The 19,861-nt window shown below is 39.8% G+C and carries 21 protein-coding genes, 1 rRNA gene and 2 other annotated features (1 of these 24 cut by a window edge); all 22 genes read left to right on the top strand.

All coding sequences use genetic code 11. The annotated features are described in order from the left end of the window. The first annotated feature begins 4 nt into the window (after window positions 1–4). The 22 genes from rrf to rplA all read left to right on the top strand — a co-directional run bounded on the left by rrf (window position 5) and on the right by rplA (window position 19,711). A 5S ribosomal RNA gene (rrf, locus tag FA727_RS22085) occupies window positions 5–121 on the top strand. 290 nt (window positions 122–411) lie between these two features. After that, the gene (locus tag FA727_RS22090) at window positions 412–873 is read left to right on the top strand and encodes a CtsR family transcriptional regulator (RefSeq protein ID WP_136833650.1); all 462 of its coding nucleotides are present in this window, start codon (window positions 412–414) and stop codon (window positions 871–873) included. Between the two features lie 29 nt (window positions 874–902). After that, window positions 903–1,445 (top strand): protein-arginine kinase activator protein McsA, encoded by a 543-nt coding sequence (gene mcsA, locus FA727_RS22095; RefSeq protein ID WP_136833651.1) that lies wholly within the window; start codon window positions 903–905, stop codon window positions 1,443–1,445. Window position 1,446: 1 nt separating this feature from the next. Continuing rightward, window positions 1,447–2,511 (top strand): protein-arginine kinase McsB, encoded by a 1,065-nt coding sequence (mcsB, locus tag FA727_RS22100; protein WP_136833652.1) that lies wholly within the window; start codon window positions 1,447–1,449, stop codon window positions 2,509–2,511. 90 nt (window positions 2,512–2,601) lie between these two features. After that, on the top strand, window positions 2,602–5,040 hold the full coding sequence (gene clpC, locus FA727_RS22105; protein WP_136833653.1) for an ATP-dependent protease ATP-binding subunit ClpC: 2,439 nt from the start codon (window positions 2,602–2,604) through the stop codon (window positions 5,038–5,040). A 95-nt stretch (window positions 5,041–5,135) separates the two neighbouring features. Continuing rightward, window positions 5,136–6,530 carry a DNA repair protein RadA gene (gene radA, locus FA727_RS22110; protein WP_246042019.1) on the top strand — a complete coding sequence of 465 codons (1,395 nt, stop codon included), beginning with the start codon at window positions 5,136–5,138 and terminating at the stop codon, window positions 6,528–6,530. Window positions 6,531–6,679: 149 nt separating this feature from the next. Beyond that, window positions 6,680–7,753: a DNA integrity scanning diadenylate cyclase DisA gene (disA, locus tag FA727_RS22115; protein WP_136833655.1), complete on the top strand. Its 1,074-nt coding sequence runs from the start codon at window positions 6,680–6,682 to the stop codon at window positions 7,751–7,753. Window positions 7,754–8,119: 366 nt separating this feature from the next. Further along, entirely contained in the window at window positions 8,120–9,202 is a 1,083-nt protein-coding gene (locus tag FA727_RS22120; protein ID WP_136833656.1) for a PIN/TRAM domain-containing protein, read from the top strand. Window positions 9,203–9,214: 12 nt separating this feature from the next. After that, window positions 9,215–9,907, top strand: a complete 693-nt coding sequence (gene ispD, locus FA727_RS22125; protein WP_136833657.1) for a 2-C-methyl-D-erythritol 4-phosphate cytidylyltransferase — start codon at window positions 9,215–9,217, stop codon at window positions 9,905–9,907. Beyond that, complete coding sequence (ispF, locus tag FA727_RS22130; protein ID WP_136833658.1) at window positions 9,907–10,386, top strand: 2-C-methyl-D-erythritol 2,4-cyclodiphosphate synthase; 480 nt, start codon at window positions 9,907–9,909, stop codon at window positions 10,384–10,386. Before ispD ends, ispF begins: the two co-directional genes overlap by 1 nt. A 62-nt stretch (window positions 10,387–10,448) precedes the next feature. Then, window positions 10,449–11,906 (top strand): glutamate--tRNA ligase, encoded by a 1,458-nt coding sequence (gene gltX, locus FA727_RS22135; RefSeq protein WP_136833659.1) that lies wholly within the window; start codon window positions 10,449–10,451, stop codon window positions 11,904–11,906. 94 nt (window positions 11,907–12,000) lie between these two features. After that, window positions 12,001–12,251 (top strand) — a binding site (T-box leader). Between the two features lie 69 nt (window positions 12,252–12,320). Beyond that, entirely contained in the window at window positions 12,321–12,968 is a 648-nt protein-coding gene (gene cysE, locus FA727_RS22140) for a serine O-acetyltransferase (RefSeq protein WP_136833660.1), read from the top strand. Between the two features lie 2 nt (window positions 12,969–12,970). Then, on the top strand, window positions 12,971–14,368 hold the full coding sequence (gene cysS / locus FA727_RS22145) for a cysteine--tRNA ligase (RefSeq protein ID WP_136833661.1): 1,398 nt from the start codon (window positions 12,971–12,973) through the stop codon (window positions 14,366–14,368). Between the two features lie 5 nt (window positions 14,369–14,373). Next, window positions 14,374–14,799 (top strand): Mini-ribonuclease 3, encoded by a 426-nt coding sequence (locus FA727_RS22150; RefSeq protein ID WP_136833662.1) that lies wholly within the window; start codon window positions 14,374–14,376, stop codon window positions 14,797–14,799. Beyond that, complete coding sequence (gene rlmB / locus FA727_RS22155; RefSeq protein WP_136833663.1) at window positions 14,796–15,536, top strand: 23S rRNA (guanosine(2251)-2'-O)-methyltransferase RlmB; 741 nt, start codon at window positions 14,796–14,798, stop codon at window positions 15,534–15,536. The genes FA727_RS22150 and rlmB overlap by 4 nt, the downstream gene beginning before the upstream one ends. A 5-nt stretch (window positions 15,537–15,541) precedes the next feature. Continuing rightward, on the top strand, window positions 15,542–16,051 hold the full coding sequence (locus tag FA727_RS22160; protein ID WP_136833664.1) for an NYN domain-containing protein: 510 nt from the start codon (window positions 15,542–15,544) through the stop codon (window positions 16,049–16,051). 69 nt (window positions 16,052–16,120) lie between these two features. Then, window positions 16,121–16,780, top strand: coding sequence for an RNA polymerase sporulation sigma factor SigH (gene sigH, locus FA727_RS22165; protein WP_136833665.1), 660 nt, complete (start codon window positions 16,121–16,123; stop codon window positions 16,778–16,780). A gap of 93 nt (window positions 16,781–16,873) precedes the next feature. Next, window positions 16,874–17,017, top strand: coding sequence for a 50S ribosomal protein L33 (gene rpmG / locus FA727_RS22170; RefSeq protein ID WP_136833666.1), 144 nt, complete (start codon window positions 16,874–16,876; stop codon window positions 17,015–17,017). A 108-nt stretch (window positions 17,018–17,125) separates the two neighbouring features. Then, entirely contained in the window at window positions 17,126–17,305 is a 180-nt protein-coding gene (gene secE, locus FA727_RS22175) for a preprotein translocase subunit SecE (protein WP_136833667.1), read from the top strand. 153 nt (window positions 17,306–17,458) lie between these two features. Continuing rightward, window positions 17,459–17,992: a transcription termination/antitermination protein NusG gene (gene nusG / locus FA727_RS22180; protein ID WP_136833668.1), complete on the top strand. Its 534-nt coding sequence runs from the start codon at window positions 17,459–17,461 to the stop codon at window positions 17,990–17,992. A gap of 251 nt (window positions 17,993–18,243) precedes the next feature. Beyond that, on the top strand, window positions 18,244–18,669 hold the full coding sequence (gene rplK, locus FA727_RS22185; RefSeq protein ID WP_019157072.1) for a 50S ribosomal protein L11: 426 nt from the start codon (window positions 18,244–18,246) through the stop codon (window positions 18,667–18,669). 343 nt (window positions 18,670–19,012) lie between these two features. Beyond that, the gene (gene rplA / locus FA727_RS22190) at window positions 19,013–19,711 is read left to right on the top strand and encodes a 50S ribosomal protein L1 (protein WP_126410580.1); all 699 of its coding nucleotides are present in this window, start codon (window positions 19,013–19,015) and stop codon (window positions 19,709–19,711) included. A gap of 55 nt (window positions 19,712–19,766) precedes the next feature. After that, window positions 19,767–19,861 (top strand) — a sequence feature (ribosomal protein L10 leader region); it runs 52 nt beyond the window's last position.

Raw genomic sequence — 19,861 nt, forward strand, 5'->3', positions numbered from 1 at the left:
ATAGTCCGGTGGCGATGGCGAGAAGGTCACACCCGTTCCCATACCGAACACGGAAGTTAAGCTTCTCAGCGCCGATGGTAGTTAGGGGCTGTCCCCTTGTGAGAGTAGGACGTTGCCGGGCAAAAGCGAAAGAGTATCCAAGAGATACTCTTTTTTTGATCCCCAAAATCCTCTTAGTTACCCTCCTTTCATTTCACCCATTCAGGTTTGAGAACAGTTAAAAGTGGAGAAATTAATAGAGTATGTTATTTTTAGAAAAATATATTAAATTTTCCTTTCAAATGATTTCCATTAAAACTCAAATTAGACATCATGAATACGATATTGTGAAGTTTCCTCCGTTGCAAAATAATGTATGCCTCATGTATAATAAAAGTCAAAGATAGTCAAAGTCAGATAGGAGGGGATTTGGTGAGGAACATCTCCGACGTCATTGAACAATACTTAAAGCAAGTATTGGAAATGAGTGAAAAAGAGATCGTTGAGATTAAAAGAAGTGAAATTGCGGACCGATTTCAATGTGTGCCATCTCAAATCAATTACGTAATCAATACTCGATTCACAATAGAAAAAGGCTATATCGTTGAGAGTAAGCGAGGTGGAGGCGGCTATATTCGAATCATGAGAGTTCAAGCTTATGATTATGTAGACTTAATTGACCAATTGATATCGTTAATTGAAAACCGAATCTCTCAAAATAGTGCAGAAAATGTGATATACCGACTTGTTGAAGAAGAGATTATTTCAAAAAGAGAAGCCAAAATAATGCTTAGCGTTATGGATCGCTCCGTATTATATATCGATCTACCTTATCGGGATGAGCTACGTGCCAGAATACTAAAGGCCATGCTCACGACTCTAAAATACAAATAAGTCAAAGGCTGCCAAAGAGGTGAAATACGATGCTTTGTCAGGAATGCAATGAGCGACCTGCAACTTTACATTTTACGAAAATAGACAATGGGGAAAAAACGATGATGCACTTGTGTCAACACTGTGCACAGGAAAAAGGCGAAGCGTTTATGCTCAATTCAGCGTTCTCGATTAATAATTTGTTAGCGGGATTGCTTAATTTTCACAATCATGTTCAGCAAGCTGAAAAAGCTCCTGTTATTAAAAAGGAACCATTGCAATGTGAAGCGTGTTCGATGACCTATCAGCAATTTATTCAAATAGGGCGATTTGGATGTGCAAATTGTTATGAAGCATTTAAAGAGCAAATTAATCCTATTTTAAGACGTTTGCATAGCGGAAACGGGGCACATAATGGAAAAATACCAAGTCGCATTGGTGGAGGAATACACTTACGTAAAAACATCGAAACCCTCAAACAATCGATTCAAGAACTCATCACGCGTGAAGAATTTGAAAAGGCAGCAGAAATTCGTGATCAAATTCGTTCACTAGAAAAACAATTAGATCTACGCGATGAGGGAGGGAATTAAGATGTCGTTGGAGAAATTCTTAAATCAAGCTGTAAGCTCTTGGATGAGTGCAGAGGGTCCTGACTCCGATATCGTATTAAGCTCACGAGTTCGTTTAGCTCGAAACGTGCGCGATTACAAATTCCCAATTATTTTTTCAAGTGAGGAAGGGCAAAAAATCATTGAATCCGTTTATCGAAGTGTTGAAGGTCAACATTTTTCAACGATTGGAAGCCTGGAGCTATTGGTGATGGATGAACTACAGCCATTGCAAAAACGTGTGTTAGTTGAAAAGCATTTGATCAGTCCGAATCTCGCGAATAACTCAATTCTGGGTGCTTGTATTCTATCTGAAAATGAAGAAGTGAGTATCATGATCAACGAAGAGGATCATATTCGCATACAGTGCTTGTACCCAGGACTGCAAATAGCGGAAGCTTTAAAGGTTGCCAACGAAATCGATGACCATATCGAACAGCATGTAGATTATGCGTTTGATGAGAACATTGGGTATTTGACCAGTTGTCCAACCAATGTTGGAACAGGCCTCCGAGCATCAGTGATGATGCATCTTCCAGGTCTAGTGTTAACTCATCAGATGGGTCGCATTGTTCCTGCGATTAATCAGCTCGGATTGGTCGTAAGAGGAATTTATGGAGAGGGCAGCGAGGCTTTAGGGAACATTTTTCAAATCTCTAACCAAATTACGCTAGGAAAATCAGAGACAGACATTGTCGAAGATTTAGAAAGTGTAGTAGCTCAATTGATTGCTGAGGAAAGATCAGCAAGAGAAGCATTAGCGAAAACTTCGAACATAGAATTAGAAGACAAAGTGTTTCGATCCTATGGTGTCTTATCGAACTGCCGTATCATTGAGAGCAAAGAAGCAGCGAATTGTTTATCGGATTTAAGGCTTGGGATTGACATGGGGTATATTAAAAATATCTCGAAAAACATTTTGAATGAATTGATGATACTTACGCAACCAGGTTTTTTACAACAATATGCAGGAGGTCCGTTAAGACCGGATGAACGGGATGCACGGAGAGCTTCCTTAATTAGAGAACGATTGAACTTGGAACAATAAAGGAAAGATATTTTGGTTGTCACCAAAAATCATAAAGGAAAGATATTTTGGCTAGCGCCAAAAATCTTACATGATAGGGAGGATATAGAGATGATGTTTGGACGATTTACAGAAAGAGCGCAGAAAGTATTAGCTTTAGCCCAAGAGGAAGCAAATCGTTTAGGTCATAACAATATCGGAACAGAACATGTACTTCTTGGTCTTGTTAGAGAAGGAGAAGGCATCGCAGCAAAAGCTCTATATGCATTAGGTCTAGGCTCTGACAAAATCCAGGAAGAGGTAGAAAACCTTATTGGAAGAGGGCAGGATGCTTCACAAACTCCTCATTATACGCCAAGAGCGAAAAAGGTTATTGAGCTATCCATGGATGAAGCACGTAAGTTAGGTCATTCCTATGTTGGAACAGAGCATATTCTACTTGGCTTGATTCGTGAAGGAGAAGGCGTAGCCGCTCGTGTATTAAATAACTTAGGTGTAAGTTTAAATAAAGCACGTCAACAAGTATTACAGCTGTTAGGAAGCAATGAGTCAGGAGGACATCAAGGCGGTTCTGCTGTTAGTGCAAATACCCCAACACTGGATAGTCTTGCACGTGACTTAACTGCGATTGCCCGAGAAGGAAGTCTTGACCCGGTTATTGGTCGTAGCAAAGAGATTCAAAGGGTAATTGAGGTGCTAAGTCGCCGTACGAAGAATAATCCGGTGTTAATTGGTGAACCAGGTGTAGGGAAAACAGCGATCGCTGAAGGTCTTGCTCAACAAATTGTGCATAATGAAGTTCCTGAAATTTTACGTGATAAAAGAGTTATGACGTTAGATATGGGAACAGTAGTTGCTGGAACGAAATATCGTGGTGAGTTTGAGGACCGCTTGAAAAAGGTAATGGATGAAATTCGCCAAGCTGGCAATATCATTTTATTCATTGATGAGCTACACACTTTAATAGGTGCTGGTGGAGCAGAAGGGGCAATTGATGCATCCAACATCTTAAAACCTTCTCTTGCTCGTGGAGAGCTTCAATGTATCGGTGCGACGACGCTTGATGAGTACCGTAAATATATTGAAAAAGATGCAGCGTTGGAACGTCGTTTCCAGCCAATTACGGTGGATGAACCGACAGCTGAAGAATCCGTACAGATTTTAAAAGGGTTACGCGATCGTTATGAAGCGCATCATCGTGTATCCATTACGGATGAAGCAATTGATGCAGCAGTGAAACTATCGGATCGTTATATCTCTGACCGCTTCCTTCCAGATAAGGCGATTGATTTAATTGATGAGGCTGGTTCGAAGGTAAGACTTCGTTCTTATACAACGCCTCCAAATTTAAAAGAGCTTGAAGTGAAGTTAGAAGAAGTTAGAAAGGAAAAGGATGCGGCAGTTCAAAGTCAAGAATTTGAAAAGGCGGCTTCCTTAAGAGATTCTGAACAACGCTTACGTGAGCAATTAGAAGAAACGAAGAAATCGTGGAAAGAAAAGCAAGGCAAGGAGAATACAGAAGTAACGGTCGAGGATATTGCGAGTGTTGTTTCTAGCTGGACGGGAATTCCAGTTTCGAAGCTAGCACAGACCGAAACACAAAAGCTCCTTAACCTTGAAGAAATCTTACATTCTCGTGTGATTGGGCAAGAAGAAGCAGTCAATGCCATTTCAAAAGCCGTTCGTAGAGCCCGTGCAGGCTTAAAGGATCCAAAGAGACCAATTGGTTCTTTCATCTTCTTGGGCCCTACTGGGGTAGGAAAAACTGAGCTTGCTCGTGCATTAGCAGAAGCGATGTTCGGCGATGAGGATGCGATGATTCGCGTCGATATGTCCGAGTATATGGAAAAGCACTCTACATCAAGACTGGTTGGTTCACCTCCAGGCTATGTAGGTTATGATGAAGGTGGCCAGTTAACGGAAAAAGTTAGAAGAAAACCGTATTCTGTTATTCTTCTTGATGAAATTGAGAAGGCCCATCCAGATGTCTTTAATATCCTTTTACAAGTATTAGAGGATGGCCGATTAACAGATTCTAAAGGAAGAACGGTTGATTTCCGTAATACTGTGTTAATCATGACGTCCAATGTGGGAGCAGAATCACTAAAACGAAATAAGTATGTCGGGTTTAATCTTCAAGACAATGAGCAAGATTACAAGGATATGAAGGGCAAAGTAATGGAAGAGCTGAAAAAAGCATTCCGTCCAGAATTCTTAAACCGTATTGATGAAATTATCGTGTTCCATGCGCTAGAGAAGAAGCACTTAACGAATATCGTTAACTTAATGTCTGATTCTCTTATCAAGCGTCTAAAAGAACAGGATATTGATCTTAGGCTTACAGCTGCAGCGATTGAGAAAATTGCTGAGGAAGGATATGATCCTGAATATGGAGCGCGTCCGTTAAGAAGAGCGATTCAAAAGCATATTGAGGATCGCTTATCGGAAGAGCTTCTAAAAGGAACAGTTCTTACTGGTCAAACGATTACGATTGAAGTGGAGAATGGGGAGTTCACTGTGAAAGCAGGAACCCCACAATTGAATAAGTAATACATTAGAGGTATTCGCAGGAACTCCCTGTGGATACCTTATTTCTTTTTCAAATCATTTGTAATAAGGTAGAGGTAAGACAATTTGGGACGAGGATGATCGAGTTGAAAAAAGTAAAAACGGTTTATATATGTACAAGCTGTGAAACACAGCATCCAAAATGGCAAGGATTTTGTAATGGCTGTGGTGAGAGAGGGACGCTAAAAGAAGAAATCACCGGGGGCGAATCGAAGCAAACAAAACCAAGAGCGGCAAAAAGCAATGTACCGGTCAAACGTTTATTGGATACGAGTTCGTCAAAAAGCGATCGCCTCGTGACGTCTATCTCTGAATTTAATCGTGTCATGGGCGGGGGAATCGTCAAGGATTCACTCTCGATTATTACGGCGGTGCCAGGAGCGGGGAAGTCTACTTTGCTGCTGCAAGTCAGTCAGGATTTAGCGTCAAAGCGATTTAGAGTTCTGTATGCATCAGGGGAAGAAAGTGAAAGCCAAATCAAGAATAGGGCAGAGCGAATCCTTCCAAGTATTCACGAGAATATTTGGATTCATTCTGATACGAGTATGAATAATGTACTTGGAGTTATTGAAACAATTGATCCAGACATTATCATTATCGATAGTATTCAAACTTTTGTACTGGATGAATTCCCATCAAGACCAGGAAGCCCGACACAGACAATGGAATGTGCGAATGCGATGCTCAAGGTGGCAAAAAGTGCTGAGCGTCCAAGAGCTGTGATGATGGTTGGGCAAATGACGAAGGATAATGAATTAGCAGGTCTTCGTGCCCTCGAGCATTTGGTGGATACGGTACTTATTTTAGATGGGGAAGAAGGCGAAGAGCTTAAACAGCTATCTGCTAGTAAAAACCGTTACGGAAGTACAGGTGAAATGGGCTTCTTCTCGATGGAGGAGAATGGCTTAAGAGCGATTGATAACCCATCGGAGTTCTTTATTACCCAACGAAATGAGATTGTTAGCGGAAGTGCGTTAACGGTCATTAAAGAAGGGACAAGGCCGATTATTGTGGAAGTAGAAAGTCTGGTATCTCCTACCTTTACTCCGTATCCTTCGCGAATTGGGGAATGTATGCGAAAGGATCAGATTAGTACGTTAACGGCGATATTGGAGCAAAGAGCGGGACTACAGATGCTCACACAAAACGTGGTCATTAAGACAACGGGTGGCATTCGTTTAAAAGAAACATCAAGCAACCTGGCTGTGTTAATGAGTATCGTTTCTTCTTACAAAGGAAAAGGCATTCCGAATGATGTCGTCTTTATTGCCGATATTGGGTTAACGGGTGAGTTGAAAAAGGTTCCAACGCTTGAGCCGCGTATTCGTGAAATTGAACGAATGGGCTATAAAAAGGTCTTTATCGCTCGCAATGCCTTACGAAACCCGAAAGCCTTTAACGATATTGAAGTTATTTCATGTAATACGTTATCAGAAGTCATTGATAAGGTATTTAATTCGATGCCGTTTTAAAATGGAGCCGATTAGGGTCCATTTTTTTCTTATGCTTAAGCTTAAAATAGTGAATACTATAGCGTATCGCTGAATATTTTACCTATACTGCCATATCTTTAAAGAAGAGGATTCCCCCTATATAGGTTATAAACAGAGGAGGACAGAACTTGGATACTAAAAAGTCAAACGAAATTACTGTAGCTGAAATACTTCAACTGATTGCTCCTGGTACACCAATTCGAGAAGGAATCGATAATGTCCTCCGTGCCAAAACGGGAGGGTTAATTGTATTTGGTGAATATGAAAAAGTAAAAGGGATCGTTGATGGAGGCTTTCAAATTGATTGTTCTTTTTCCCCAAGCTTTTTGTATGAACTGGCCAAAATGGATGGAGCGATTATTTTAAATGAATTCGGAGATAAAATTTTGATTGCGAACGCACAGCTTGCACCTGATCCGAGTATTCCCACAACGGAAACTGGGATGCGCCACCGTACGGCTGAGCGCGTCGCAAAACAAACAAAGGCGCTTGTTATTGCAATTTCACAGAGAAGAAATGTCATTACGTTATATCAAAGTAATTTTCGCTATGCTTTGCGTGACATTGGGGTCATTTTAGCAAAAGCGAATCAGGCGCTACAAACATTGGAAAAGTATAAGGTTGTTCTCGAGCAAAGCATTGCTAACCTCGGTGTGTTGGAATTTGAAGAGATGGTCACCTATAGCGATATCATTAAAGTCATACGACGCTTTGAAATGGTATTGAGAATTAAGAATGAGCTACTGACCTATTTGAATGAATTAGGTACAGAAGGGAGGCTCATACGCTTGCAAATGAACGAGCTTTTAACAGATATTGAAGCAGAAGCGGCATTAGTTGTTAAAGATTATACTGCATCAAAGGATATCAAACCAAGAGAGACTCTTAAAAGGTTGCAGGAGCTGGCCCATGGAGAAATGCTAGAGGATGCAGCTGTGCTGAAATTGCTTGGGTTTACAGGCTATGTCCATATTGATGAATTTCGCTGCCCAAGAGGGTATCGGATGCTCAATAAGATTACGAGACTTCCGCCTGTGATCATTGAAAATCTCGTCGAGCGTTTTCAAGAGCTTCGTCATATTGTGGTGGCCTCAGTGGAGGAGCTAGATGAAGTTGAAGGAATTGGAGAAGTAAGGGCAAGAAAAATCAAAGAAGGTTTAAAGCTAATTAAGGAGCAATTGTTCGCAGATCGACAAATTTAGATGTTAAAAATTGGTATTATCCCATAAGTAATAGATTTTAACAGATGGACAATTTGTTAAAAACGAACGAAATAGATAAAAAGTCATATATACATATGAAAAAAACAAACTATTTTAGGAATATTTTATTAATTGTTCGTTTTTTGTTCGAATATCCCTCTGTTGTTAAATCATCTCATTTGACACTTTTTTTTCACGGTGCTACGCTTAATGAGTAATATACAATTCTTATATAGGTTTAATGAGCTTGTCATTTTTCTAATATAACAAAAGTGTTTCACTCTATTAACAATACCGAAAAAACTCTGTAATATTACGTTTCAATTTATAGAATTTGTTTATAATGAATAGAAGGAGGTGAAGGGGATGTTAAAGCGTATTATACAAGCTTGCTTCCTTATAACAGGTGGAACGCTAGGGATATTCCTTATTAGCGATCTATTAACTTTAATGAATTTAGAAAATGTAGCCCTTCTCAATAATACTTATATGACTGCCATACTTGGTGCAATTATATTCTATCTTATTACTTTTTGGGCAGTTGATTATGTTGTTGATTTTGTCAAATGGTTTGAGGAGTCTTTAATAAAGGTTCCGATTGCGGATATTTTATTTGGTAGTGTAGGGTTAATTCTTGGATTAGTGATAGCCTTTTTAGTAGGATTTGCCCTAAATATGATTGAAGTGCCTGTGTTGAACACAGTAGCTCCAATTTTATTAACCTTATTATTTGGGTACCTAGGCTCACAGGTCGGTCTGAAAAAACGTAATGAACTTATGACCCTTTTTACAAGAAATAAGAAGAAGACTGCTGAAGAAGAAGCGGAACCAGCGAATAAGAACGTACTAAAGATTCTGGATACGAGTGTCATCATTGATGGTAGAATTGCAGATATTTGCCAAACGGGATTTCTTGAAGGCACAGTTGTCATTCCACAATTTGTTCTTGCAGAATTGCAGCATATAGCGGACTCTTCTGATGCATTGAAGAGAAATCGTGGTCGACGTGGTCTTGATATTTTAAATCGAATTCAAAAAGAGCTTTCTGTTAAGGTAGAAATTTATGAAGGTGATTTTGAAGAGATTCAAGAAGTTGATAGTAAGTTAGTGAAGTTAGCTAAGATTACAAATGGTGTCGTTGTAACGAACGACTTCAATTTGAATAAAGTATGTGAATTACAGAAGGTGGCTGTCCTTAATATTAATGATTTGGCGAATGCTGTGAAGCCTGTAGTTCTCCCAGGTGAAGAAATGCATGTACAAGTTATTAAAGACGGGAAAGAGCAAAATCAAGGGGTTGCCTATTTAGATGACGGTACGATGATTGTTGTAGAAGGTGGTCGTGACTATATCGGAAAGCATATCGAAGTGCTTGTCACGAGCGTATTGCAAACATCTGCTGGTCGAATGATTTTTGCGAAACCTAAGTTATTAGAGAGAGCACTGTAGAGGGGATTAATTATGGCTTATGAAGTCATTATTCCTGCAGCTGGTCAGGGAAAAAGAATGGGAGCGGGGAAGAATAAGCTTCTATTAGAATTGAATGATGTACCAGTATTGATTCATACATTAAGAGTTTTTGAACAGGACCCTCAATGTGAAGGCATGATATTAGCGATTTCGCCAGAGGATGAAGAGTCGTTTCGAAAGCTCCTTAAGCAATATAAGATTCAAAAAGTTTCTAAGCTTGTGTACGGTGGGAAAGAACGTCAACATAGTGTGTATAATGGCCTCGAGGAGGCTGCAGGCACGGATGATGTGATTCTCGTACACGATGGGGCGAGACCTTTTATCGATATCAAATTGATTCATGAATTAGTGGAAGTGGCCAAGGAGTATGGTGCTGCGGTTGTTGCCGTTCCGGTAAAGGATACGATTAAAAGAGTTCATCACAACGAAGTGGTAGAAACAGTGGATAGGTCAAGCTTGTGGGCAATTCAAACCCCACAAGCTTTTCGTATTTCCGTTTTGAAAGAAGCACATATGCGTGCGCAAGAAACTGATTTTTTAGGAACCGATGAAGCGAGCCTTGTTGAAAGACTGCCATATCCAGTGAAGATTGTAGAAGGTAGTTATGATAATATAAAGCTGACTACAAAGGAAGACTTGTACTTTGCAGAAGCGATATTAAGAAAGACGAAAGGTGAGAAATGATGTTTCGAATTGGACAGGGTTTTGACGTACATCAATTAACAGAAGGTAGACCGCTGATTATCGGTGGCATTGAAATACCATATGAAAAAGGATTACTTGGCCATTCTGACGCAGATGTGCTTTTACATACGATCACAGATGCTTGCTTAGGAGCAATTGGGGAAGGGGATATCGGTAGGCATTTTCCTGATACTGATCCAGCTTTTAAGGATGCAGATTCGGCTAAGTTATTAGAACATATTTGGGGTATCATTAAGGAAAAAGGCTATGAGCTTGTGAATGCTGATTGTACGATTATTGCTCAGAAGCCTAAAATGGCGCCTTATATTGAGCAAATGAAAAATCGAATTGCTGAACTTTTAGAGTGCGAACCAGAGCAAATTAATGTGAAAGCAACAACCACCGAAAAACTTGGGTTTACAGGACGGGGAGAAGGGATTGCCTCTCAAGCGGTTGTCTTGCTTCAAAAAGTGAAATAAAGGCTCGATCTGGCTTTTTTAGCGTGGTATGATAAATCTCAAATGCATATAGGAGGATCATTATGTCAAACGATATTCGTGTCCGTTACGCACCAAGCCCAACGGGACACTTACATATAGGAAATGCGCGTACGGCACTATTTAATTATCTTTTTGCTAGAAATCTAGGAGGTACGTTTGTTATCCGTATTGAGGATACTGATAAAAAGCGTAACATCGCTGGTGGAGAAGAAAGCCAGTTAAAGTATTTAAAATGGCTTGGCATGGATTGGGATGAAAGCATCGATAAGGATGGTGGCTTTGGTCCATATCGTCAATCTGAGCGAAATGATATTTATGAAACTTATTACAAAGAGCTTCTTGATAAAGGGCTAGCGTATAAATGTTATTGTACAGAGGAAGAACTAGAAGCAGAGAGAGAAGCACAAAGTGATTCCAAGCAAATTGCTGGGTACTCAGGTAGATGCCGTCATCTAACTGCAGAACAGAAAGCACAATTTGAAAACGAAGGCAGACAGCCAAGCATCCGTTTCCTTGTTCCAGAAGGAAAGGTTTATGGGTTTGACGATATGGTAAAAGGCCATGTTTCCTTTGAATCAGATGGTGTTGGTGGCGATTTTGTTATTGTTAAAAAAGACGGTACGCCGACTTATAATTTTGCTGTAACAGTGGATGATTATTTGATGAAGATTTCTCATGTTCTTCGTGGGGATGATCATATTTCCAACACACCAAAGCAGCTTATGATTTATGAAGCGTTTGGCTGGAAAGCGCCAGTATTTGGTCACATGACGCTTATTGTGAATGAAAGCCGTAAGAAGCTGAGTAAACGTGATGAGTCAATTATTCAGTTTATCGAGCAATACGAAGAATTAGGTTATCTTCCAGAGGCGCTATTCAACTTTATCGCTCTATTAGGCTGGTCTCCTGTAGGAGAAGAGGAGATTTATTCGAAGGAAGAGCTAATCAAGAGCTTTGATGCAGAGCGTTTATCGAAATCACCTGCATTGTTTGATAAGCAAAAATTAGCTTGGATGAACAATCAATACATCAAGACGATTGATGTAGAAAGACTTGTAGAGATTTCCTTGCCACATCTTGTAAAAGCAGGGCGTGTTTCTGCAGATATGAATGACGCGGAATTACAGTGGGCAAAAGATTTGATTGCGCTATACCAAGAGCAAATGAGCTATGGAGCTGAGATTGTCGAGCTGTCTGGTTTATTCTTCAAGGATGAAGTAGAGAGAGACGAGGAAGCGAAAGAAGTTCTTGCTGATGAGGATGTTCCAGCCGTTTTAGCAGCCTTTTTACAAGAGGTGGAGCAGTCTGAAGAATTGAATGCAGAAAGTGTTAAAGCTTCTATTAAGGCTGTTCAAAAGAGCACTGGTCAAAAAGGCAAAAAGCTGTTCATGCCGATTCGTGTTGCGACAACGGGTCAAACACATGGACCAGATCTTCCAAAAGCGATTGCCCTACTCGGCCGTGATAAAGTAATTCAACGCTTAAAAGAGCTTTTATAAGGAAGAAGCGTACATTCTTGTTAACAGATTGAGAAAAATATAATATAGTATATATACCAGAATCGAATCACAATGTAGTTAGAAATAGATAATGTAAAAAATGTTGATGAGGAAAAGTAAGAACGCAATGCTTTAAAGAGAGGACCAACTTGGTAGAAATTTTGATTTCGCCTTGGCTGAAAATTGGTTCAAGCCCCTTGTTTTCTGAAATGCGCCTCAGAGTCCCTCTTCGAAAAAGGTCAACCTTTAGTAGATGAGGGCGGATGCTGCCGTTACCAGTGTAAAGTTGAGGCTACCCAGGTATGCCTAAACAGAGTGGAACCGCGCGGGATAAGCGTCTCTGTCATTATTGACAGGGGCGTTTTTCTGTTTTGAAGGGGAAAAAATATTGCTTTTCGTTAGGGGGATGGAGAAATGTTTAAAATGCTAAAAGAAGATATAGAAGTAGTTTTTGATCAGGATCCTGCTGCAAGAACATATCTAGAGGTAATTTTAACTTACTCTGGATTGCATGCGATCTGGAGTCACCGAATTGCACATGCATTTTACAAACGAAAGCTTTATTTTATCGCTCGAGTCATTTCACAAGTTAGTCGCTTTTTCACAGGGATTGAAATTCACCCAGGGGCTAAAATAGGGAGAAGATTTTTCATTGACCACGGAATGGGCGTTGTGATTGGGGAAACATGCGAAATCGGCAATAACGTCACCGTTTTCCAAGGTGTCACGTTAGGTGGAACGGGGAAAGAAAAGGGGAAACGACATCCAACGATTAAGGACAATGCCTTAATTGCTACGGGTGCTAAAGTGTTAGGTTCCATCACAGTTGGAGAAAACTCTAAGATTGGAGCGGGATCTGTTGTGCTAAAAGAGGTACCGCCTAATTCAACGGTTGTTGGGATTCCAGGAAAAGTCGTGATTCAGGATGGCATTAAGCTAAACAAGGATCTAAACCATTCAGATCTACCAGATCCAGTGGCTGATCGTTTTAAGGCTTTAGAGGATACAATTTTAGAATTAAAAAGAGAAATCAAGGATTTACAGCGTGAAAGGAGCCTTTAAGGATGGCTATCAAAATTTACAATACATTAACAAGAAAAAAGGAAGACTTCATACCTCTTGAAGAGGGAAAGGTTAAAATGTATGTGTGTGGTCCAACTGTTTATAACTATATTCATATCGGAAATGGTCGCCCACCAATCGTTTTCGATACGGTTCGAAGATATTTTGAATATCGCGGTTATGATGTGAACTATGTTTCCAATTTTACGGATGTAGACGATAAGCTTATTCGTGTGGCAAATGAATTAGGAGAAACTGTTCCTGAAATCGCGGACCGTTTTATCGAGGCTTATCATGAGGACGTTCATGCACTAGGATGCCGTAAAGCGGATGTGCATCCACGTGTAACGGAAAATATGGATATTATTATCGATTTTATTAACACGTTGATTGAAAAAGGATTTGCCTACGAATCTGAAGGTGACGTTTACTATCACACACGTAAATTCAAGGAGTACGGGAAGCTTTCCCATCAATCCATTGATGAGTTACGTGTAGGTGCACGTATCGCTGTTGGAGAGAAAAAGCAGGATGCTCTTGATTTTGCACTATGGAAAGCGGCAAAGCCTGGAGAAATTGCTTGGGATAGCCCGTGGGGCAAAGGCCGCCCAGGATGGCATATTGAATGCTCTGCAATGGCGCGAAAATATTTAGGTGATACGATTGATATTCATGCAGGTGGACAGGATTTGGCGTTCCCTCACCATGAAAACGAAATTGCTCAATCTGAAGCTTTAACTGGAAAAGCGTTTGCTCGTTATTGGATGCATAATGGTTATATCAATATTGATAATGAAAAAATGTCAAAGTCTCTCGGAAACTTTGTCCTTGTTCATGACATCATTAAGCATCATGATCCGCAAGTTTTAAGATTTTTCATGCTTTCGGTTCATTATCGCAATCCGATTAACTACACAGATGAGCTTTTAGAAAATACGAAAACGGCTCTTGAGCGTATTAAAACATCTTATCAAAATCTTAAGCACCGTATGGATGCAAGCACAAATCTTACTGAAGATAATCAAATGTGGTTGGATCAAATCGAAGATCTGCGTAAGCAATTTATTGAGGCAATGGATGATGATTTTAATACAGCCAATGGAATTTCCGTTCTGTTTGATTTATCTAAGCTTGCGAATCTCTATTTGATCGAGAAGAATACAGCGGTTGAAGTGATTGAAGCGTTCATGGCTGAGTTTAAATCTTTATTTGGAGTACTTGGATTAACGCTTGAAGATGAAGCACTTCTTGATGAAGAAATCGAAGCGTTGATTCAGAAACGTATTGAAGCACGTAAAGAACGTAATTTCCAATTAGCGGACCAAATCCGTGATCAGCTAAAAGAAATGAATATTATTTTAGAGGATACGCCTCAAGGCATTCGTTGGAAAAGAGGCTAATACGGATGCTCCAATACAATAGTAATTTAGATGTCAAACAATTAAATAGTCTAGCATTAGCCTATATGGGTGATGCTGTTTTTGAAGTGTATGTTCGTGAACATCTTTTACAAACTGGGAAAGTGAGACCGAATCTACTTCATAAAGAAGCGACTAAATATGTATCTGCAAAGGCGCAAGCAAGTATTATTCGCTATATGCTTGATGAACAACTTTTAACAGATGAAGAAGTTGCTGTAGTGATGAGAGGCAGAAATGCGAAATCAGGTACCGTACCAAAAAACACGGATGTGCAGACCTATCGGTACGGTACTGCGTTTGAAGCCCTAATCGGTTATTTATATTTACTAAAAAGAGAAGAGCGGCTGGAAGAATTAGTGTTGCTTTCTTTAAATTTGGTTAGTGAAAAGGAAGGGAGGAGTTTAAGTTGAGTCAGGATTATATCATCGGAAAAAACCCCGTGATCGAAGCGTTAAAATCCGATCGAGATGTGAATAAGGTTCTGATTGCTGAAGGCTCTCAAAAAGGGCAAATGCAGCAAGTAATTGGTTTAGCGAAAGAACGAAATGTGATGGTGCAATTTGTACCGAAGAAAAAAATTGATGGATTAGTGGAAGGCAATCATCAAGGTGTAGTCGCCCAAGTGGCTGCCTACCAATATGCAGAGTTAGATGATTTATTTGCCGCAGCTGAGAAAAAGAATGAGGCTCCTTTCTTTATTCTATTGGATGAAATTGAGGATCCGCATAATTTAGGCTCTGTCATGAGAACGGCTGATGCGGTTGGGGCTCACGGTATTATTATCCCGAAGCGAAGAGCGGTGGGACTTACGGCTACTGTGGCAAAAGCCTCTACTGGAGCAATTGAATACATCCCTGTTGTCCGGGTTACCAATATGGCCCAAACAATCGACAAGTTGAAGGAACGAGGCGTTTGGATTGCCGGTACGGATGCAAAGGGAAAAGAAGATTTCCGTCAATTTGATGGAACGATGCCACTTGGACTTGTAATTGGAAGTGAAGGAAAAGGAATGGGACGATTAATTCGTGATAAATGTGATTTCCTTATCAGCTTGCCAATGAAAGGGAAGGTAACCTCATTAAATGCTTCTGTTGCCGCGGCACTTCTAATGTATGAAGTTTTTCGAAAACGTTACCCACTTGGGTGAAGTAAATGGACATTCTGATTGTAGACGGCTATAACATAATCGGAGATTGGCCAGAATTAAGAACGTTGAAAAATAAAGATTTAGCTGCAGCAAGAGATCGTTTAATTGAAAAAATGGCGGAATACCAAGCGTATTCCGGATATCGGGTGATTGTCGTATTTGATGCCCAATATGTAAAAGGTACAGAAAAAAAGTTAAGTAACCATAAAGTAGAAGTTATTTTTACACGGACAAACGAAACAGCTGATGAAAGAATTGAGAAGTTGGCTATTTCTTTAAATAACCGCAAAACACAAATCCATGTTGCAACTTCTGACTTCACCGAGCAATGGGCCATTTTTGGACAAGGTGCCCTGCGTAAGTCCGCGCGGGAACTGTTAATTGAGATGGAATCAGTGGAAAAAAAGATCGAGAGAAAAGTGAAAAAAATTCAACAAACTGGACCTAGTTCAAGAATTCCTCTTAGTCAAGAAGTTGCAGAAATTTTTGAAAAATGGCGACGCGGCGAGCGATGACTGGTTGACGGCAGAAAAAAGGCTACTGTATAATATTTCTAACTAGCTTGTACGGTCGGGGGGATCCTAGTGAGTGCTGACTACAAAACAAAAGACGATGAAAACTTTGTTGATTATATCCAGCTAGAAGATGAAGAAATTGTAGAGTTGGTTCATCAAGGTACTGGTGAAGCATTAGATTACTTGATCCACAAGTACCGTAATTTCGTACGCGCAAAAGCTAGGTCCTATTTTTTAATTGGTGCAGACAAGGAAGATATTGTCCAAGAAGGCATGATTGGTTTATATAAAGCCATTCGTGACTTCAAAGAGGACAAGCTTGCATCTTTTAAAGCGTTTGCAGAACTGTGTATTACAAGGCAGATCATTACCGCTATTAAAACAGCCACGAGGCAGAAGCATATTCCGTTAAATTCTTATGTTTCTTTGGACAAGCCGATTTATGATGAAGAATCCGATAGGACTTTAATGGATGTGATTTCTGGAGCGAAGGTTATGGACCCGGAAGAACTGATCATTAATCAGGAGGAGTTTGACCATATTGAAGTCAAAATGTCCGAGCTTTTGAGTGATCTCGAACGGAAGGTTTTGGCGCTTTATTTGGACGGACAATCCTATCAGGAAATATCAGAAGAGCTCAATCGACATGTAAAGTCTATTGATAATGCTCTCCAACGGGTAAAAAGAAAGCTAGAAAGATATTTAGAGGTTCGCGAACTAACACTTTAGCATTAGGTCGTTCCTACTGAAATCTTATTGACACTATATCTTGTCCATGGTACAGTTTTAGAGATATAGAATGGGAAATAGTAGGTGGCTTTGATGATTAAAAAGGTTGCATTGGCCTGTGCAGAGTGCGGTTCTAGAAACTACTCAACGACAAGCAAAAAGGAATCAGAACGTTTAGAGTTAAAGAAGTTCTGCAGTACTTGTAATGCTCACACGACCCACCGTGAAACGAAATAATAATGATTTTTGGCTGTGGCCAAAATATCACATCATAAATGTATTTTGGTAATAGCCAAAATATCAATCCTTTATTATATAGCACCTTAAAAGTTGGAGGTCTCACTCATGCATCGCATCATTAATTTTTTCAAAGACGTCGGCCGTGAAATGGGAAAAGTTAGCTGGCCTAAAAGGAAAGAGCTAACTGGCTATACAGTTACGGTTCTAGTAACAGTAGTATTCTTTACTATTTTCTTTGCGGTTATCGATTTAGGAATTTCTGAATTGATTCGTTTAATTCCTTGAATAACCCCTATGTCTTAATGGTATAATGGAAAATGTGATAGGAATTCATACAAAAGCCCGGAAACGGGTTTTTTAATTTGGGAAAAAATAGACAAGTCTAATTTTGGATGCGTATTTTAATTGTAGGGAGGGAAGGACGAATCGTCCTGACAAATGGAAAAGAATTGGTATGTAGTTCACACATACTCAGGCTACGAAAACAAAGTGAAGACGAACTTAGAAAAGCGTGTCGAAACAATGGGCATGCAGGACAAGATCTTCCGTGTAATCGTACCAGAGGAAGAAGAAACTGATATTAAGAATGGTAAGAAAAAAACAGTAAAGCGCAAGGTGTTTCCTGGTTATGTGCTAGTTGAAATTATCATGACAGATGATTCTTGGTATGTTGTTCGTAACACTCCAGGGGTAACTGGATTTGTAGGCTCAGCAGGCTCAGGCTCAAAACCAACGCCGCTTTTACCGGAAGAAATTAACTCTATCTTAAAAACATTAGGTGTAGAGGAAAAACGAATTGATATTGACTTTGAATTAGGGGAAACAGTTCGCGTTAAAGAAGGTCCTTTTGCGAACTTTACAGGCTCTATCGAAGATATTGATAAAGACAAAGGAAAGCTTAAAGTTCTTGTTAATATGTTTGGTCGCGATACGCCTGTAGAACTAGAATTCACACAGATTGATAAGCTGTAAGAAGCGAATTTAGATAATCTTGTGAATTTCCAAAACTTATTATTGCATTTATTTCCGAAAAAACTTGAAATCGAATTGGAAAAGTGATAATATTTCAAAGGTCAGTATGTCTTTTAGAAGACAAAGTATTGCCAAGCTCTTTATTTTTATATAAGGACAACAAGTTGAGTGGGAGGGACGTTTTTCTCTGGTGAAAACCAAGTGGAAATCAACCCTATTACCACATCACGGACTTTAAGGAGGTGTGTCTCGTGGCTAAAAAAGTAATTAAGGTCGTAAAATTACAAATCCCTGCAGCTAAAGCTAATCCAGCTCCACCAGTTGGTCCTGCATTAGGTCAAGCCGGTGTTAACATCATGGGATTCTGTAAAGAGTTTAACGCTCGTACAGCTGAACAAGCTGGTTTAATCATACCTGTTGAAATTACGGTGTTTGAAGACCGTTCATTTACATTTATTACGAAAACTCCACCTGCTGCAGTTCTACTTAAGAAAGCAGCTGGAATCGAGTCTGGTTCTGGTGAACCAAACCGTAATAAAGTAGCAACAGTTAAGCGTGATAAAGTACGCGAGATTGCTGAATCAAAAATGCCTGACCTAAATGCAGCTAGCGTTGAAGCAGCTATGCGCATGGTTGAAGGTACTGCACGCAGCATGGGTATCGTTATCGAAGACTAATTCATGCTTATGTTTTATGTTCGTAATCTTACGATTACGAATTAGTTGATTAAAGGGTTGCGACGTTGAATTTGGTTTCACTCGCAACCTTTGTTCTGTTAAAAAAGCTAGTTCTGTTTTGAACGATGCTTTTGAAGTGCCAAGTACCACACTTGTGGGTTGTCGCTTTTCGTGTCTAGCTCCAGCGCCTATGGGCTCGAGGTCATAAGTCAATCCGACCAAGAGGTTAAAGAACAACCTCCTAGTCAGCTCGCCTTATGCTTGTCGTCCATGGACAAGGCGCTTGTGCTTTTCGAAGTGGGAGGTTATCCGCTAAAACCACAATTCAAGGAGGAAATTTAAAATGGCTAAAAAAGGTAAGAAGTATGTAGAAGCTGCAAAGCTTGTAGATCGTTTAAAAGCTTATCCTGCAGCAGAAGCAATTGATCTTGCTAAGAAAACAAACTTTACTAAATTTGATGCAACAGTTGAAGCAGCATTCCGTCTAGGAGTAGATCCTAAGAAAGCTGACCAACAAATCCGTGGAGCAGTTGTACTTCCAAATGGAACTGGTAAAACTCAACGTGTATTAGTATTTGCTAAAGGTGAAAAAGTGAAAGAAGCAGAAGCTGCTGGCGCTGATTATGTAGGAGATGCAGAATTCATCACTAAAATCAACCAAGGTTGGTTCGAGTTCGATGTTATCGTTGCTACTCCAGACATGATGGGTGAAGTTGGTAAGCTTGGTCGTGTATTAGGACCTAAAGGTTTAATGCCAAACCCTAAAACTGGAACAGTTACTTTTGATGTGACGAAAGCAGTTAACGAAATCAAAGCTGGTAAAGTTGAATACCGCGTTGATAAGTCTGGTAACATTCATGTACCAATCGGTAAAGTATCATTTGAAAATGAAAAGCTTGTTGAAAACTTCAACACTATTTTCGATACTTTAATGAAAGTTAAGCCAGCTGCTGCAAAAGGCACTTACATGAAAAACGTAACAGTTACTACTACAATGGGACCTGGAGTTAAGGTTGACCCTTCTTCAGTTTCAGCGAAGTAATAATTTAACAATTGACAGTCAGAATTATATTTGATAATATAAATTCTGTTGTGAAAAATAAATAACATTTGTACCGCAGACAGCAGGAGCGAATTCGCTTAATTTTCCTGCCGAGGTCATACGATAGAATGATTTAGTTGTATTTTGACT

Origin of the sequence: Robertmurraya kyonggiensis, from assembly GCF_005116465.1 — a bacterium.
Taxonomy (GTDB): domain Bacteria; phylum Bacillota; class Bacilli; order Bacillales; family Cytobacillaceae; genus Robertmurraya; species Robertmurraya kyonggiensis.

Excerpts from the sequence above, each read along its gene's own strand:
- rpmG (WP_136833666.1), top strand. The coding sequence starts at position 16,874 with ATGATTAAAAAGGTTGCATTGGCCTGTGCAGAGTGCGGTTCTAGAAAC.
- secE (WP_136833667.1), top strand. The coding sequence starts at position 17,126 with ATGCATCGCATCATTAATTTTTTCAAAGACGTCGGCCGTGAAATGGGA.
- ispD (WP_136833657.1), top strand. The coding sequence starts at position 9,215 with ATGGCTTATGAAGTCATTATTCCTGCAGCTGGTCAGGGAAAAAGAATG.
- FA727_RS22150 (WP_136833662.1), top strand. The coding sequence starts at position 14,374 with ATGCTCCAATACAATAGTAATTTAGATGTCAAACAATTAAATAGTCTA.
- rplA (WP_126410580.1), top strand. The coding sequence starts at position 19,013 with ATGGCTAAAAAAGGTAAGAAGTATGTAGAAGCTGCAAAGCTTGTAGAT.
- nusG (WP_136833668.1), top strand. The coding sequence starts at position 17,459 with ATGGAAAAGAATTGGTATGTAGTTCACACATACTCAGGCTACGAAAAC.
- mcsA (WP_136833651.1), top strand. The coding sequence starts at position 903 with ATGCTTTGTCAGGAATGCAATGAGCGACCTGCAACTTTACATTTTACG.
- FA727_RS22120 (WP_136833656.1), top strand. The coding sequence starts at position 8,120 with ATGTTAAAGCGTATTATACAAGCTTGCTTCCTTATAACAGGTGGAACG.
- cysS (WP_136833661.1), top strand. The coding sequence starts at position 12,971 with ATGGCTATCAAAATTTACAATACATTAACAAGAAAAAAGGAAGACTTC.
- radA (WP_246042019.1), top strand. The coding sequence starts at position 5,136 with ATGATCGAGTTGAAAAAAGTAAAAACGGTTTATATATGTACAAGCTGT.
- cysE (WP_136833660.1), top strand. The coding sequence starts at position 12,321 with ATGTTTAAAATGCTAAAAGAAGATATAGAAGTAGTTTTTGATCAGGAT.
- FA727_RS22160 (WP_136833664.1), top strand. The coding sequence starts at position 15,542 with ATGGACATTCTGATTGTAGACGGCTATAACATAATCGGAGATTGGCCA.
- ispF (WP_136833658.1), top strand. The coding sequence starts at position 9,907 with ATGTTTCGAATTGGACAGGGTTTTGACGTACATCAATTAACAGAAGGT.
- gltX (WP_136833659.1), top strand. The coding sequence starts at position 10,449 with ATGTCAAACGATATTCGTGTCCGTTACGCACCAAGCCCAACGGGACAC.
- mcsB (WP_136833652.1), top strand. The coding sequence starts at position 1,447 with ATGTCGTTGGAGAAATTCTTAAATCAAGCTGTAAGCTCTTGGATGAGT.
- clpC (WP_136833653.1), top strand. The coding sequence starts at position 2,602 with ATGATGTTTGGACGATTTACAGAAAGAGCGCAGAAAGTATTAGCTTTA.